Genomic DNA, 13,499 nt, shown 5'->3' on the forward strand with positions numbered 1-13,499 from the left:
TTTGTAGTGTCATGGGATCGGATAAAAACGTTGGCAAGGTTTTTGAACAGCGCTTGCAGTGGTTAATCCACAGAAAGCAAAAAACCCGCCATAGGCGGGTTCTTCTAAATGTGGTGCCCGGACTCGGAATCGAACCAAGGACACGGGGATTTTCAATCCCCTGCTCTACCGACTGAGCTATCCGGGCAACGGGGCGCATTAAACCGTAATCTGCATACCCCGTCAACCAAATTTCACATTTTACCGTTCGGTTGCTTAACTTTGCGGCAAACTCTGCTTTTTGGGCATTTTTTTGCTTAAAATCACAGCACGCCGTTGTCGCCTGCTCGTGCCTTCCAGCCGCTTTTCACTGAAGTGACATGGCGTAAACCTGAAATATAATATCCGTTAACGCTCTCTTCACCTTCTCTTGGGGAACTGATCGCGATCTCAGCATCGACGCCTTTATTGTAGCTACCGTGATGGCTGGCTACGGTGCCGATATAGCATTTTTCATTCAGCCAGACTGGGATGTAGGCGACGCTCTCAAAAGCGTAGTGCAGGGGGACACCCCGGTGGTAACTTTCCGCTTCTTTCGCTGATGTGCCGGGTGGAATAGGGCAAATTGGCGAGACTTTCTGGTCAGCAGCCATATCCTTCAGAAGATGGTCCTGCATGGTATCAAGCGACTTTAATAATCTGGCCTTGTCTTTGTCACTTAGCGCAGGTGTCTTCGGTTGATTTTCTTCGGATGAGCCGATGGTATCCAGTGTGTAGCGATAGCGGATGGTGACAGCAGGGGTTTTGTCATCAACGCTAAACGGGCGCAACAAGTAAAGATTGTCTTCACCAAACTGCCCGTTGAACCAGAGAGCGTAAACCTGGCCGTTGATGCGCACCCATTCGCTCCACTGGTTCGCTCCGCGCCCGTTTTCTGAGAAAAAGGGGCCAAAACCGTCGTGACTTGAACGGTCAGCTCGAGGGTTGTAGAACGAATTCTCACCGCGCTTTAAAACTCCGGTGTAACTATATAATCCCGTACCGCCCACGTAGCTGTTGATAATGAGATCTCGTTTGCCATCGCCATCCATATCAAGCAGCGTGTAGCTAATACTGCCATCTTCCGACTCCACCATGACGGGGCTGCGTAAAAATGCCTGCCATTCGTCGTCACTTATCTCTGCTGAGGGTTTGGTTTTTGACGGTGTAGCATCTTCAACAGTGGAAAGTTCAAATTTGGTGACTTCGCCGGTTAATGTGAATTGATTGGCAAGTTTAGTGAGGGTTAATTCAGGATCGGTTTTTTTCAGGTCGGTCACCGCCTGGTAAAGCTTCTGTAACGCGGCTTTGTCGGTATCTACGTCGTGTTGGGTACGTACTCTGCTGACGAACGTAGGTAGAGTCCAGGCGCCGTTGTGGCCACTGCTACGGTATTGATCCCGCAGAAGAAACTGCTTACCGTTCCAGACCCATATTTGTATTGGGCCACTGAGCCGGGCTATTTCGCCATTTTCATATTTACTGGCATCGTGGGTGATCAATTCTGGGCGAGCGGTAAGGGTATTGTCGGTCAGCCACAAGGCAAAGCGGGAACTATCAAAGCATTCGGTTTTAATCAGTGCATGATTCTTATCGACAGGAATGCGGTAATACGTTCGCGTTTGTTCATCCGCAATTTCACGGCATTGCATCTCAGGGGTGAGTTTTAGCTGAGGCGCTATTTTTTGTAATTGCGTGGTAGTCAAAGGTACTGCGTCTGGATCCGGGATAACGGGTTGGCTGATGATAAGCGGGGCAGGTTTAGCCAGTAATACATTGTCGGTATTTTCATTGCCGGGATGAAGCATGGCATTGGAAGTATTGGTGGTTTTTTGGAATTCATCCATCTTCAGCAACACGGCATTGGAACCTGCTGATGAGAGCGGGATACGCTTTCCGCCAGATTCGAATTCTATGGTGTTGTCCTGGCTCAACGCGGTCAAAAACGCGTCTCGGGCGGTAAATTGGATGGAAAAACTTCCGTCTGAAAGAGGGGTTAACTCGCCTTTCTGTTCACCATCTATAAAAAGCGTGGCGGATGATGCCGTGGGTTGTGCGAAGGTGACTTCAACTTTTGCGCTGGTTTCGCGACCGGCAACCCGCGTTAATAAGACGCTTACCAAATCGCGGCTGTATCCTGCCGCCCGACAGGTGCCGGTATTGTCGCAGGAAACTTGCCAGTCTTTATGTTGGAAAGATAATCCGGTTAACGGTGCGGCAAAAAGCTGAGTTGAAAACAGGCCAGCGCAGGCCAGCCAGATCAGATGACGCATATAATTCCCTTTAACATGTGAATGTTGCCGAAATTATATGCGTTTAGTGGACGATTAGGATATCTAAATCAGGTCAACGCTCCACCTTGTCGGCATTGCGCAAAGCGCAGAATATCTTCAGCAAGACGGCGAGCGGTTTCGATGTCTGCCTGGCTGCGTTTCACCAGTAAACGGCTCAGGCAACCTTCCAGCACCAGCTCCATTTGATGAGCTACCATCGTTGGGTCATCCACTTCCAGCTGCGTAAGCAGTTGATGGCTGAATTCCCAGGCCGCTTTTTTCTGCTGATCCGCTAACTGGTGAATCGGGTGTGAGGCGTCTGGATAGAAGGTGCAGGCCGCGATAAACAGGCAGCCTGGATAGCGCTGTTTATTGACACATTCAGTCAACGCTTCGTAGCGCTTCAACAACTTTTGTTCAAGCGACAGCTCATCGTTAAGCGTGAGCTGGCGTCGCCAGACGTCAACTTGCTGGCTCAAATAACGCAGCGCGTCATAGAGCAACGCTTCACTGTCAGGCCAGAATTTACTGATTTCTTTTATCGGATAGTCTGCTTCATTGGCGACCATCTCAAGTGTGGTGCTGGCAATCCCCTCACGTTCAAGAACGCCCAGGGCATGCTCTAATACTGTTTCGCGTTGCACGGTATTTTCCTCCCCTCCGTCGTTCATTCAACGGTTTGTCCCATAAGTAGTGTTATTTACGGCGCCAGATTCTGCAAATGCGTACTAAAGGTGTCTGCATCCATAAAACCGGTAACGCGTGCGCCAGTCTGCTCATGGCCTTGTCCATCAAAGAACAAAATCGTTGGCAGTCCTAAAACCTGTAAATGCTTTAACAGGGCGACATCCTGCGCGTTATTGGCAGTGACATCAGCCTGCAATAAAACAGTATTTGCCAGGTGTTTTTGCACTTTCGGATCGCTAAAAGTGTATTTCTCAAATTCTTTGCAGGCCACACACCAGTCGGCGTACAAATCGAGCATCACCGGTTGGCCTTTGGCATTGGCGAGTGCTGCGTCGAGCTGTTCAACGTTGGTAATCTTTGTGAAATTGATATGTGCCTGGTTTGCTGCGACGGAGGTGCCAAATGCCCAGTCTTGCAGCGGGCGAGCACAGACTAGCGCCGCGCCGAGCAGGATTATCTGCACGATACGCATCCATGATTTGCTGGCTTGCAGGCTGGTGATAAACGCCCAGCTAAAGAACGCTACGCCGAGTAATCCCCACAAACGAATCCCCCATGTCTCTCCCAGTATGCGTTCCAGCAGGAATACTGGTAGTGCGAGGATCACAAAACCAAAAGCCGTTTTGACTGTTTCCATCCACGGGCCGCTTTTTGGCAGCAGGCGGTTGCCAAAAACAGTGATCAGCATCAGCGGCAGGCCCATGCCCAGCGCATAGAGATACAGCGTGCCACCACCCAGCCACAGGTTCCCGCTTTGGGCGATGTACAGCAGAATGGCGCTCAGCGGCGCGGTGGTGCAGGGAGAGCAAATTAATCCGGCTAATGCGCCCATCGCAAATACGCCACCTGCGGAACCCCCTTGTTGGCGATTACTCATTAGCGTCAGGCGGGTTTGCAGCGAGGACGGCAGTTGCAGGGTGAATAACCCGAACATCGACGCGGCGAGCAACACAAACAGTGCAGACAGGCCGATCAGCACATAAGGATGTTGAAGTGCGGCCTGGAATTGCAGCCCGGCGGCGGCAACCACCAGACCCAATGCGGTGTAGGTCAGCGCCATACCTTGTACGTAGACAAAGGTTAGCAGCAGCGCGCGGGTGGTGGATAAACGCTGTTTACCGCCGAGCACGATGCCGGAAATCAGCGGGTACATCGGCAGCACGCAAGGCGTGAAGGCGATGCCAATGCCGATTAAGAATGCCCACAGTGCGGAGAAGGGCAGTTGGGAGGGTTCCGTGTTGTCTGTACCCCTCACCCCGGCCCTCTCCCCAGGGGAGAGGGAGGAAGGCGGTTCCGCGGTAGGCGCAGGGGAGAGGGAGGAAGGCGGTTCTGAGTCGGCACTGGTTTGTCCCCTCTCCTGGGGGAGAGGGTTAGGGTGAGGGCGTCCCTCAGCCGATACAACCACTTCACTCAGCGGCACCACACGTGTCTCCGGCGGGTAACAAAAGCCCGCTTCGGCACAGCCCTGATAAGTCACGCTGATAGTCGCGCCTTTGGCCGCAGATTGAACGGTAACGGGCAGATTGAGCTGTTGGGTGTAAATCTCGGTCTTACCGTAGAACTCGTCCTCATGCCAGCTGCCTTTTGGTAATTCCAGCGGGGTGAGTTCGGCCTGCGCCGGATTGAGTTTGATTTGCTGGCGATAAAGGTAGTAGCCCGGTTTTATCTGCCAGTTGAGGTTAAGCTGGTTTCCAGACTGCTGAAAATCGAACGCAAAAGCCTGATCGACAGGAACAAATTGGGATTTGCTCTGGTTATCGAACAGACCTGCAAAAGCGTGAGTGCTGAATAGCGCAAAGATTAGCGCAAAGATGCGTAGAGCCATGAGAGGTAATCACTATCTCCGTGGGTAACTGGCAGAACCAGTAATTCAGGGGTTTGGTATGGGTGATGCGATTTGAGACACGCGATCAAGGCTTCTTGATGTTCGATATCGCTTTTGAGCAACATCTGCACCTCATACTCCTGTTCCATTTTTCCCTCCCAGTAATACAACGAAGTGGCACCGGGCAATATTGTGACGCAGGCCGCTAGTTTTTCAGCCAGCATTAGGGCTGCGAGTTCCTGAGCGGTGGCTTCGTCTGGGGCAGTACAAAGGATGACAACAGCCTGAGTGTTCGGCATAGCTAACCTCGTATCCGGGGGAAACAGCGGTTGACTATAGCACGGTGAAGCGGGGGGAGGTGTTAAACGGGCCGCTGTACGACCCGTGTTTTGAAAGATTTACAGAACCAAACCACCGACGATAAAGCCGAGGATGACGCACAACGTAATGGCGATAACGCCAGGAACCAGGAACGCGTGGTTAAACACGTACTTACCAATTCGTGTTGAGCCGGTGTCGTCCATTTCCACCGCCGCCAACAAGGTTGGGTAGGTCGGCAAGACGAACAACGCAGATACTGCAGCGAACGAAGCGATAGCGGTCAGTGGGCTCACGCCGAGCATCAGCGCCGCTGGCATCAATGCTTTGGTGGTCGCCGCCTGGGAGTAGAGCAATGTGGCGGCGAAGAACAGCACTACCGCTAACAACCACGGATAGCTTTGTAGTAAGTCGCCTGCAACGGCCTGAATATCCTGAATATGGTTTTTGACGAAGGTATCACCCAGCCATGCCACACCCAGCACACAGATACAGGCACTCATACCCGATTTGAAGGTGCTGGCATTAAGGATTTCGCCAGTATCAATTTTACAGGTGACGCAGATAAGCGTGGCGATGGTCAGCATGAACACCACAATCGCTTCGTTACGCGGCAGGATTGGGTTTTGAATCAGGCCAACGGTATCGCTGATGGCAGTGGCGTAGAACATCACGGCGACAATGCCGATCAGGAACAGCAGCACAGAACGTTTGGCGTGTGGCTTCAGCACAAACACGCTGCTGCCACGCAGTTTCACTTCACCTTTGGCGAGGCGTTCCTGGTAAACCGGATCGTCTTTCAGTTCGCAACCGAGGAAGTTACAAACAATCGCTGTCAGCATGACAGCAACCAGCGTCACAGGAATACAGATGCCGAGCAGTGTCAGATAGCTGATGCCCATTGGCTCAAGGATGCCCGAGAAGAACACCACCGCCGCAGAAATCGGCGAGGCGGTAATGGCAATTTGCGAAGCGACAACCGCGATAGACAGTGGACGCGATGGGCGAATCCCTTGCTCTTTCGCGACTTCAGTAATCACCGGCAGCGTGGAGAACGCGGTGTGGCCTGTTCCCGCAAGAATGGTCATAAACCAGGTGACCAACGGGGCGAGGAAGGTGATGTATTTAGGATGGCGACGCAGTAGTTTTTCTGCAAGGCTGACCAGATAGTCCATTCCCCCGGCCACCTGCATGGCGGCAATTGCGGCAATAACTGCCATGATAATTTCGATAACATCGAACGGAATCGCACCAGGTTTAACTTGAAAAACAAGAGTTAAAATCAGTACGCCAAAACCGCCAGCAAAGCCAATGCCTATGCCGCCGAGTCTGGCTCCGAGATATATCGCTAACAGCACGATAACGAGTTCTGCTCCAAACATAACTGCCTTCCTTGTGTTTGATTATTTGATAATTATATGTTGTGTTTTTGTTGAACGTACAAATGAAAAAGGCACGTCCAATGGACGTGCCTTTTATTAACACCTGTTAAGACTACTGTTCATTTTCATCGGTATAACGTTTCGCTTTATAAACTGGGTGCATCAGGTTGTTAATAGAGAAAATATCATCCAGCTCGGCTTCGGTGAGTAACCCGCGCTCCAGCACGACTTCACGCACGCTCTTGCCAGTTTCAGCACAAATCTTCCCTACGATATCGCCATTATGGTGGCCAATGAACGGGTTCAGATAAGTCACGATACCAATCGAGTTGTAGACGTAGCTTTCGCAGACTTCTTTGTTCGCGGTAATGCCGTTGATGCATTTTTCCAGCAGATTGTAGCAAGCGTTAGTCAGAATGTGGATAGATTCGAACATTGCCTGGCCAATCACTGGCTCCATCACGTTCAACTGCAACTGACCTGCTTCGGAAGCCATGGTGACGGTGATGTCGTTGCCAATGACTTTGAAGCAAACCTGGTTAACCACTTCTGGAATTACCGGGTTTACTTTCGCAGGCATAATAGAAGAGCCGGCTTGCAGTTCTGGCAGGTTGATTTCGTTCAGACCAGAGCGCGGGCCGGAAGATAGCAGGCGAAGGTCATTACATATCTTCGACAATTTCACTGCCAGGCGTTTCAGCGAGCTGTGAACCATCACGTATGCGCCACAGTCAGACGTCGCTTCAATCAAGTCTTCAGCCGGAACACAGGCCAGGTTGCTGACTTCAGCCAGTTTCTGCACAGCCAGTTGCTGGTAACCTTCTGGGGTGTTCAGACGAGTCCCGATGGCGGTCGCACCAAGGTTAACTTCCAGCAGTAATTCTGCGGTACGCAGCAGATTGCGGGTTTCTTCAGTCAACAGGACGTTGAACGCATGGAATTCCTGGCCCAGCGTCATCGGCACGGCATCCTGCAACTGGGTACGACCCATTTTCAGGACGTTTTCGAACTCAACTGCTTTGTTCTGGAAGCCGTCGCCTAATTGATTGATTGCATCAATCAGTTTCACAATAGAGGCGTACACCGCGATGCGGAAACCGGTTGGGTAAGCATCGTTGGTGGACTGGCATTTGTTGACATGGTCGTTCGGGTTCAGGTACTGGTACTCACCTTTCTGGTGGCCCATCAGCTCAAGCCCAATGTTGGCGAGCACTTCGTTGGTATTCATGTTAACGGAAGTACCGGCACCGCCCTGGTAAACGTCCACCGGGAATTGGTCCATACATTTGCCGTTATTCAGAACTTCATCGCAAGCCTGGATAATGGTGTTCGCGATGCTTTTCGGAATGGTTTGCAACTCCTTGTTCGCCATTGCCGCTGCTTTCTTAACCATTACCATACCACGTACAAATTCAGGTATGTCACTGATTTTGCTGTTGCTTATGTAGAAGTTTTCAATCGCTCTCAGAGTATGAACACCATAATAGGCATCCGCTGGCACTTCCCTGGTACCCAACAAATCTTCTTCGATACGAATGTTATTTAACATGTGAACCTTCTTAATTAAAGCTGCCATTGATTGATCATTGCACGAACAGGATCTTTGGTCGTGCGATGAATAGACCGACGATTATGTCCATATTCGGTCACCACGCAGTGATGATATGCTGATGATAGAGAAATGCAGTAATCTGGATCACTTAATAAACACCAGCTCACATAACAATTATTAATATGTGATGCCGATCAATTGTTGAAAATTTCCAGAAAAATAATACGGCAGATAGATTGATTTTTGACTAAGACGCCGCCATCTCTTTTATCTGGCTAAATAGCCAACTAATTTCCCGCAAGTGCTTGATGGCGCTTGCTACAGACTTCCCAATGACAGGAGTGCACGGTGCGCTGGATACCGTTAATTGCCGTTTTCCTCTATGTTTACATAGAGATCTCGTTGTTTATTCAAGTCGCCCATGTGATGGGAGTTTTCCTGACGCTGGTGCTGGTGATATTCACCTCAGTTATAGGTATGTCACTGGTTCGCAACCAGGGCTTTAAGAATTTCATGCTGATGCAGCAGAAAATGGCGGTGGGTGAAAGCCCGGCGGCAGAGATGATTAAAAGTGTTTCGTTGATCATCGCCGGTTTGCTGTTACTGTTGCCTGGCTTCTTTACGGACTTCCTCGGTTTATTGCTGTTACTGCCACCAGTACAGAAACACCTCACGCTGAAGCTGATGCCTCATTTGCGTTTCTCACGCACTCCAGGTGGTGGTTTTAGTGCGGGCGCTGGTGGTGGTTCAACGTTCGATGGTGAGTATCAACGTAAAGATGATGCACCAAAACAGCTCGACGATCATGACAACGACGATCGTCACAATCGTTAAAAATCGAAAATTTTTTTGTTTTCCCCCCTTGAAGGGGGGAAGGCGCATCCCCATCTCTCAGGTCACCAGCCGATAACCCATTTTGGGCCGGCGTTACCCAAACACTGATACAGACTTTCTCAAAGGAGAGCTATCACATGAGTATTCGTCCATTACATGACCGTGTCATCGTCAAGCGTAAAGAAGTTGAATCTAAATCTGCAGGCGGCATCGTTCTGACTGGCAGTGCAGCTGGTAAATCAACTCGTGGCGAAATCATCGCTGTCGGTAAAGGCCGCATTCTGGAAAACGGTAACGTGCAACCGCTGGACGTAAAAGTCGGCGACATCGTGATTTTCAACGATGGCTACGGTGTTAAGTCTGAGAAGATCGACAATGAAGAAGTGTTGATCATGGCAGAAAGCGACATCCTGGCAATTGTTGAAGCGTAATCCGCGCAAAAACTGAACGAACATAAACGAATTTAAGGAAAGTTAAGAATGGCAGCTAAAGACGTAAAATTCGGTAATGACGCTCGTGTGAAAATGCTGCGTGGCGTTAACGTACTGGCAGATGCAGTGAAAGTTACCCTCGGCCCTAAAGGCCGTAACGTGGTTCTGGATAAATCTTTCGGTGCACCGACTATCACTAAAGATGGTGTTTCTGTAGCGCGTGAAATCGAACTGGAAGACAAGTTCGAGAACATGGGTGCACAGATGGTTAAAGAAGTTGCCTCTAAAGCGAACGACGCGGCAGGCGACGGTACTACCACTGCAACCGTGCTGGCTCAGTCCATCATCACTGAAGGCCTGAAAGCTGTTGCTGCAGGCATGAACCCAATGGACCTGAAGCGCGGTATCGATAAAGCTGTTATCGCTGCTGTTGAAGAGCTGAAAGCTCTGTCTGTTCCTTGCTCTGACTCTAAAGCAATCGCTCAGGTTGGTACTATCTCTGCTAACTCCGACGAAACCGTGGGTCAACTTATCGCTGAAGCGATGGAGAAAGTAGGCAAAGAAGGCGTTATCACCGTTGAAGAAGGCACCGGCCTGCAAGACGAGCTGGACGTTGTAGAAGGTATGCAGTTCGACCGTGGCTACCTGTCTCCGTACTTCATCAACAAGCCAGAAACTGGTTCTATCGAACTGGAAAGCCCGTTCATTCTGCTGGCTGACAAAAAAATCTCCAACATCCGTGAAATGCTGCCAGTTCTGGAAGCCGTTGCGAAAGCTGGCAAACCACTGCTGATCATCGCTGAAGATGTTGAAGGCGAAGCGCTGGCGACTCTGGTGGTTAACACCATGCGTGGCATCGTGAAAGTTGCTGCGGTTAAAGCACCTGGTTTCGGCGACCGTCGTAAAGCCATGCTGCAAGATATCGCTACTCTGACTGGCGGTACCGTCATCTCTGAAGAGATCGGTATGGAGCTGGAAAAAACGACCCTGGAAGATCTGGGTACTGCTAAGCGTATCGTTATCAACAAAGACACCACGACCATCATCGATGGTAATGGCGAAGAAGCTGCAATCCAGGGCCGTGTGTCTCAGATTCGTCAGCAGATCGAAGAAGCAACTTCTGATTACGACCGTGAAAAACTGCAAGAGCGCGTAGCTAAACTGGCTGGCGGCGTTGCAGTCATCAAAGTCGGTGCTGCTACCGAAGTTGAAATGAAAGAGAAGAAAGCACGCGTTGAAGATGCCCTGCACGCGACCCGTGCTGCGGTTGAAGAAGGCGTGGTTGCCGGTGGTGGTGTTGCGCTGATTCGCGTAGCGTCTAAACTGTCTGAACTGCGTGGCCAGAACGAAGACCAGAACGTGGGTATCAAAGTTGCGCTGCGCGCAATGGAATCCCCACTGCGTCAAATCGTTCTGAACTGCGGCGAAGAGCCATCTGTTGTTGCTAACAATGTGAAAGCGGGTGACGGTAACTACGGTTACAACGCAGCAACTGAAGAATACGGCAACATGATCGACATGGGTATTCTGGATCCAACTAAAGTGACTCGTTCTGCTCTGCAGTACGCAGCCTCTGTAGCTGGCCTGATGATTACCACTGAGTGCATGATTACCGATATGCCAAAATCTGACGGCCCTGATTTAGGTGGCGCAGGTATGGGCGGTATGGGTGGCATGGGCGGCATGATGTAATTGCCCAAACACTGATGTGTTTGTAACACCGTGTTAAGAAAACCCTCAGTCAGAAATGTCTGAGGGTTTTTTCTTTTTGGTCACAGTCTGGTATAAGATCTCACCGGGCGATGGTGGCCCGCTACTTTTCAAGACAGCATTGATAACGGGGAACAACATGCGCATTAAAGTTTCAGCAGGAATGGCTGTAGCAGCGCTGCTGCTGGCAGGCTGTAGCACTAGCAACGATCTTTCTGCTGGTGGGCAAGGCGTCCGTTTTGTTGAGGATAAGCCAGGCACCGAATGCCAGTTATTAGGAAACGCAACCGGTGAGCAAAGTAACTGGTTTTCCGGGCAGCATGGCGGTGAAGGCGGTTCTATGCGTGGCGCAGCAAATGCTCTGCGTAATAACGCAGCGGCGATGGGCGGTAACGTGCTGTATGGCGTGAGCAGCCCGACTCAAAACTTGCTGTCGAGCTTCGCTCCGACTGCCAGCACCATGACTGGCCAGGTTTATAAGTGCCCGAATTGATTTTTGGGTGAAACCACCCTCACCCCGACCCTCTCCCTAAAAGGGCGAGGGAGAAATCGTACATTTCCCTCTCCTCGGGGAGAGGGTTAGGGTGAGGGCGAAATTCTCGAAAACGATCAGCTCTGGCGCAACTGCAAATCTATCGGTGTTTTGCTCGGCTCACCGCCAATCTCACGTGCCAGTTTCGGCACCATATAGCCTGAAATCAACGTCAGCAGTTCACGCATAATCAATCTTGCCTGGTCGTCACTGACCATAAAATGTGCCGCACCCTGTACTTTATCCAATACGTGCAGGTAATAAGGCATCACTCCGGAATCGAACAACGCATTACTCAAATCTGCGAGTGTCTGCGCATTGTCGTTCACATCGCGCAACAGCACGCTTTGGTTAAGCAGTGTTACGCCCGCCTGGCGCAGGTGCTTCATGGATGCGGTAAATTCATCCCCAATCTCATTGGCATGATTGATATGGTTAACCAAAATAACCTGCAACCGGGAACCAGCGATGCGTTCGACCAGCGTGTCAGTGATGCGCGCCGGGATAACAATCGGCAAGCGGCTGTGGATGCGTAAGCGCTTAATATGCGGGATTGCTTCCAGTTCACTGAATAACCAATCCAGCTCGTGATCTTTTGCCATCAACGGGTCGCCGCCGGAGAAAATAATCTCGTCCAGTTCCGGATGCTCGCTGATATAAGCGATAGCCGCCTGCCAGTTGCGTTTGTTTCCCTGGTTATCGGAATAGGGGAAATGGCGACGGAAGCAATAACGGCAATTGACCGCACAACCGCCTTTTACCAGCAACAACGCCCGGTTGCGGTATTTGTGCAGCAGGCCCGGTACTACGCTGTGTTGTTCCTCCAGCGGATCGGTGCTAAAGCCCGGAGCGGCAATAAACTCCTCTTTGGCGGTTAACACCTGGCGTAAGAGTGGGTCGTTCGGGTTGCCTTTTCCCATGCGAGCGACAAATGCTCGTGGGACACGCAAGGCAAAAAGTCGACGTGCATCACGTCCCGCCAGCAACTCTTTGTCAGCGTCTAGCTCTAAAATATGCAGCAGTTCGTCAGGATCGGTTATAACATCGGCAAGTTGCGTTAACCAATCTTCTCTGCGGGGGGGATTTAGGGTTACAATGTGTGCCATTTTTTGGCTAAGCTACCAATTAACAATTTCAGAGGGCCTTATGGCGACTTATTCTAGCAACGATTTTCGTGCCGGTCTTAAAATCATGTTCGAAGGCGAACCTTACGCAGTCGAATCCAGTGAATTCGTGAAACCAGGTAAAGGCCAGGCCTTTGCTCGCGTTAAAATGCGCCGCCTGCTGACAGGCACCCGCGTTGAGAAAACCTTCAAATCTACCGACTCCGCTGAAGGCGCAGACGTTGTAGATATGAACCTGACTTACCTGTACAACGACGGTGAGTTCTACCACTTCATGAACAACGAAACCTTTGAGCAGCTGGCTGCAGATGAGAAGGCTATCGGTGATAACGCTAAATGGATGCTTGACCAGGCCGAGTGTATCGTGACCCTGTGGAACGGCCGTCCTATCGCTGTTCAGCCACCAAACTTCGTAGAGCTGGAAATCGTTGAAACTGATCCAGGTCTGAAAGGTGATACTGCTGGTACCGGCGGTAAACCTGCAACACTGTCTACTGGTGCTGTCGTTAAAGTACCTTTGTTCGTTCAGATTGGCGAAGTCATCAAAGTTGACACTCGCTCTGGCGAATATGTTTCTCGCGTTAAGTAATACGTGAAGGTTGGCGGTGAGGCATTGCATGCTTCACCGCTGCTTGCAAAAGGCAGGGAAGATGAACCGTTTGATTAAACATTTACTTTTCATCACGTTGTTAGCCTCATTTCTCGCCGGTTGTAACACCACTCGCGGCTTTGGTGAAGATCTTAAGCACCTTGGCGGCTCAATTGAACGTGCAGCAAACAAGTAATTTCCAACACTCCTAAAAACCTGCTTTT

At 50.6% G+C, this 13,499-nt stretch carries 13 protein-coding genes and 1 tRNA gene; 6 read left to right on the top strand and 8 right to left on the bottom strand.

All coding sequences use genetic code 11. The annotated features are described in order from the left end of the window. Positions 1–111: 111 nt before the first annotated feature. The 7 genes from EC843_RS20185 to aspA all read right to left on the bottom strand — a co-directional run bounded on the left by EC843_RS20185 (position 112) and on the right by aspA (position 8,052). Positions 112–187: transfer RNA gene (locus EC843_RS20185), tRNA-Phe, on the bottom strand. A 115-nt stretch (positions 188–302) separates the two neighbouring features. Beyond that, positions 303–2,291, bottom strand: a complete 1,989-nt coding sequence (locus EC843_RS20190; RefSeq protein ID WP_133522953.1) for a DUF1176 domain-containing protein — start codon at positions 2,289–2,291, stop codon at positions 303–305. A gap of 68 nt (positions 2,292–2,359) precedes the next feature. After that, the gene (locus EC843_RS20195; RefSeq protein ID WP_133522954.1) at positions 2,360–2,935 is read right to left on the bottom strand and encodes a transcriptional regulator; all 576 of its coding nucleotides are present in this window, start codon (positions 2,933–2,935) and stop codon (positions 2,360–2,362) included. 56 nt (positions 2,936–2,991) lie between these two features. After that, a complete protein-coding gene (locus EC843_RS20200) occupies positions 2,992–4,803 on the bottom strand; it encodes a protein-disulfide reductase DsbD (protein ID WP_064540838.1) in 1,812 nt (603 codons plus the stop codon). Beyond that, positions 4,779–5,102: a divalent cation tolerance protein CutA gene (gene cutA, locus EC843_RS20205; RefSeq protein ID WP_133522955.1), complete on the bottom strand. Its 324-nt coding sequence runs from the start codon at positions 5,100–5,102 to the stop codon at positions 4,779–4,781. Before cutA ends, EC843_RS20200 begins: the two co-directional genes overlap by 25 nt. 99 nt (positions 5,103–5,201) lie before the next feature. Continuing rightward, a complete protein-coding gene (locus EC843_RS20210) occupies positions 5,202–6,503 on the bottom strand; it encodes an anaerobic C4-dicarboxylate transporter (RefSeq protein ID WP_064540830.1) in 1,302 nt (433 codons plus the stop codon). Between the two features lie 112 nt (positions 6,504–6,615). Continuing rightward, positions 6,616–8,052: an aspartate ammonia-lyase gene (gene aspA, locus EC843_RS20215; RefSeq protein ID WP_064540828.1), complete on the bottom strand. Its 1,437-nt coding sequence runs from the start codon at positions 8,050–8,052 to the stop codon at positions 6,616–6,618. Positions 8,053–8,403: 351 nt separating this feature from the next. Here aspA and EC843_RS20220 point away from each other — a divergent pair, with 351 nt between their 5' ends. The 4 genes from EC843_RS20220 to EC843_RS20235 all read left to right on the top strand — a co-directional run bounded on the left by EC843_RS20220 (position 8,404) and on the right by EC843_RS20235 (position 11,523). Then, on the top strand, positions 8,404–8,889 hold the full coding sequence (locus tag EC843_RS20220) for an FxsA family protein (protein ID WP_064540825.1): 486 nt from the start codon (positions 8,404–8,406) through the stop codon (positions 8,887–8,889). Between the two features lie 137 nt (positions 8,890–9,026). After that, positions 9,027–9,320 (top strand): co-chaperone GroES, encoded by a 294-nt coding sequence (locus tag EC843_RS20225; protein WP_034461121.1) that lies wholly within the window; start codon positions 9,027–9,029, stop codon positions 9,318–9,320. Between the two features lie 48 nt (positions 9,321–9,368). Next, the gene (gene groL / locus EC843_RS20230; protein WP_133522956.1) at positions 9,369–11,012 is read left to right on the top strand and encodes a chaperonin GroEL; all 1,644 of its coding nucleotides are present in this window, start codon (positions 9,369–9,371) and stop codon (positions 11,010–11,012) included. 139 nt (positions 11,013–11,151) lie between these two features. After that, entirely contained in the window at positions 11,152–11,523 is a 372-nt protein-coding gene (locus EC843_RS20235) for a DUF4156 domain-containing protein (RefSeq protein WP_269811616.1), read from the top strand. A 116-nt stretch (positions 11,524–11,639) separates the two neighbouring features. On the opposite strand, the gene epmB is transcribed toward EC843_RS20235, so the two are convergent. Then, entirely contained in the window at positions 11,640–12,668 is a 1,029-nt protein-coding gene (gene epmB / locus EC843_RS20240) for an EF-P beta-lysylation protein EpmB (RefSeq protein ID WP_064540816.1), read from the bottom strand. A 40-nt stretch (positions 12,669–12,708) separates the two neighbouring features. On the opposite strand from epmB, the gene efp reads away from it, so the two are divergent. Together efp and EC843_RS20250 are read left to right on the top strand one after the other, a co-directional pair. Beyond that, positions 12,709–13,275 (top strand): elongation factor P, encoded by a 567-nt coding sequence (gene efp / locus EC843_RS20245; protein WP_064540813.1) that lies wholly within the window; start codon positions 12,709–12,711, stop codon positions 13,273–13,275. A gap of 70 nt (positions 13,276–13,345) precedes the next feature. Beyond that, entirely contained in the window at positions 13,346–13,471 is a 126-nt protein-coding gene (locus EC843_RS20250; RefSeq protein WP_083963200.1) for an entericidin A/B family lipoprotein, read from the top strand. Positions 13,472–13,499: the final 28 nt, after the last annotated feature.

Origin of the sequence: Buttiauxella sp. JUb87 (genome assembly GCF_004361975.1) — a bacterium.
Lineage (GTDB): Bacteria > Pseudomonadota > Gammaproteobacteria > Enterobacterales > Enterobacteriaceae > Buttiauxella > Buttiauxella ferragutiae.

Coding starts and splice junctions, on each gene's coding strand:
- EC843_RS20190 (WP_133522953.1), bottom strand. CDS start 2,291: ATGCGTCATCTGATCTGGCTGGCCTGCGCTGGCCTGTTTTCAACTCAG.
- EC843_RS20200 (WP_064540838.1), bottom strand. CDS start 4,803: ATGGCTCTACGCATCTTTGCGCTAATCTTTGCGCTATTCAGCACTCAC.
- cutA (WP_133522955.1), bottom strand. CDS start 5,102: ATGCCGAACACTCAGGCTGTTGTCATCCTTTGTACTGCCCCAGACGAA.
- EC843_RS20210 (WP_064540830.1), bottom strand. CDS start 6,503: ATGTTTGGAGCAGAACTCGTTATCGTGCTGTTAGCGATATATCTCGGA.
- aspA (WP_064540828.1), bottom strand. CDS start 8,052: ATGTTAAATAACATTCGTATCGAAGAAGATTTGTTGGGTACCAGGGAA.
- EC843_RS20225 (WP_034461121.1), top strand. CDS start 9,027: ATGAGTATTCGTCCATTACATGACCGTGTCATCGTCAAGCGTAAAGAA.
- groL (WP_133522956.1), top strand. CDS start 9,369: ATGGCAGCTAAAGACGTAAAATTCGGTAATGACGCTCGTGTGAAAATG.
- epmB (WP_064540816.1), bottom strand. CDS start 12,668: ATGGCACACATTGTAACCCTAAATCCCCCCCGCAGAGAAGATTGGTTA.
- efp (WP_064540813.1), top strand. CDS start 12,709: ATGGCGACTTATTCTAGCAACGATTTTCGTGCCGGTCTTAAAATCATG.